This window comes from Mesorhizobium sp. ORS 3428 (genome assembly GCF_001854785.1).
Classification (GTDB): Bacteria; Pseudomonadota; Alphaproteobacteria; order Rhizobiales; family Rhizobiaceae; genus Mesorhizobium.
The window spans coordinates 1-1,979 of the sequence record NZ_MDFL01000074.1 but is presented as its reverse complement, the minus strand read 5'-3'; the positions used below and the strand labels follow the sequence as shown (position 1 = coordinate 1,979).

Annotated in this window: 1 protein-coding gene and 2 pseudogenes; all 3 read left to right on the top strand. The window is 61.8% G+C overall.

Going from position 1 to position 1,979, the window contains the following annotated elements; all coding sequences use genetic code 11:
• Positions 1–256, top strand: a pseudogene (locus tag ORS3428_RS33745) (hypothetical protein); the annotation flags it as partial.
• A gap of 181 nt (positions 257–437) precedes the next feature.
• Entirely contained in the window at positions 438–1,763 is a 1,326-nt protein-coding gene (gene gabT / locus ORS3428_RS08405; RefSeq protein ID WP_071096387.1) for a 4-aminobutyrate--2-oxoglutarate transaminase, read from the top strand.
• Between the two features lie 6 nt (positions 1,764–1,769).
• Positions 1,770–1,979, top strand: a pseudogene (locus ORS3428_RS33740) (hypothetical protein); the annotation flags it as partial.

Below are 1,979 nucleotides of genomic sequence, written 5' to 3'. Positions count from 1 at the left end.
CTGGCTCCAATACGAAACTCGCGGCCTACTGCACTTCCAAAGCCGGTCCGGGATCCACCGGCTCACGCGGGCGATGGCGATCGACAATAGCGAAGGCGTCCGGCGCAACGGAGTTGCGCCGGGGTGGATCGGCTCCGACATAAACATGGATCTTATGAGGAACCTGTCGATCCCCAGGGTTCCGACCAAAAGGCCGGAAGTAATCCATGGCGCACTGATGGAGGCTGGTTGGGCTATAGTGAGCCTGCCGCAGTAACGGCAGAAGTGCGCTTTGAAAGCAGCGTCAAAGCACTATCGGTTAAACAGCACAGCGGCACGTGCAGTCATTTGGCGGGACTCAGTCAGTCTCTATGAACATGGTTCGTCATTGCCGAGCCTCTGCGAATGAGGCGTGGTTTTCTGGCATGTCTCGGGGCAATCCAACTGGAGGTAATTAAATGGTGTCGAATGTTGCTTTGGACGAGCGTCGGAATGCCGCTGTTTCGGCGGGGGGGGCTTGGTCCTTTCCTATATATGTTGAGCGAGCTCAAGGTGCAGAGATCTGGGACGTGGAGGGACGGCGCTATATCGACTTCCTGAGCGGCATGGGTGCTCTCGCGGTCGGACACTCGCATCCRAAGGTTGTCGCTGCCATTCAGGCCCAGCTTGCCAAGTTCAGCCACACCTTCTTTGGCACCGCTCCCTATGAGAGCTACCTTGCCGTAGCCGAGCGGCTGAACCAGCGTTGCAAGGTCGGCGGGCGGGCCAAGACCCTGCTCGTCACGACCGGTGCGGAGGCGGTCGAGAATGCTGTCAAGCTAGCCCGCGCCTACACCAAGCGKCGCGGCATCATTGTCTTTGGCGGCGCCTTTCACGGCCGCACGCTGCTGACCATGGCAATGACGGGAAAGGTAAATCCCTATAAGCAGTCCTTCGGGCCGTTCCCGGGCAACATCTATCGCGCGCATTACCCGGATCTCTATCGGGGGGTCAGCGTCGAGCACTGCCTTGCGGCCCTGGACACGCTGTTCGAATCCGAGATCGAGGCGAGTGCGGTCGCGGCGATCGTCATCGAGCCGCTTCTGGGCGAAGGTGGCTTCATTCCGGCGCCCGTCGAGTTCATGGCAGGTATCCGGCGCCTTTGCGACCAGCACGGTATCGTTCTCGTTGCCGACGAGGTGCAGTCTGGCTTCGGCAGAACCGGCCGCCTGTTTGCCATCGAACATACCGGCATCGAGCCTGACTTGATCACGATGGGCAAGAGCATGGCAGCTGGCATCCCGGTTGCCGCGGTCGTCGGCAAAGCGGAGATCATGGACTCCGTTGCGGTCGGCGGCCTGGGCGGCACCTATGCGGGCAACCCCTTGGCCTGTGCGGCCGCCTTGGCCGTGCTCGATGTGCTGGAGGAGGAGAACCTGCTTGGCCGCGCCAATGAGATCGGCGAGCGTCTCACGGCTGGCTTGCAGCGCATCCAGAAGAAGCGAAACCGCACCGTGATTGGCGATATCCGCGGGCTGGGCTCGATGATCGGCGCCGAACTGGTCGAAGATGGAGAAACCCGCAAGCCGGCGCGCGCGCTCACCGCCAAGGTCATCAAGGAAGCAGCCAGCCGCGGCCTGCTGCTGGCATCGGCCGGCCGCCACTTCAACGTCATCCGCTTCCTTGTGCCGCTGGTCCTGACGGACGCGCAGGTTGACGAAGCGCTGGGCATCATCGACGAATCGATCGACGTCGCGCTCGAGAGCGAGCTTGCTCCGGCAAAGGCAGCAGCTCAGGCCAGGTGAGAAGCCATGAACTTTGCTGATCCCTCACAGGCCCTTGCACTGGCAGGTGAATTCCGTCGGGCACCGTTCGGGCACCACAGCCCGAACCTGCAGAAGCTGCTGCGCATCTTTCGCAGTGTCCCCATCGCCGGAAAACACGCCTTGCTGACAATCCGGCCCAATCGGAGCTGGATGCTCGTCACCCTCACAGGGATCCCCGGCCGTCCCATGACAAGA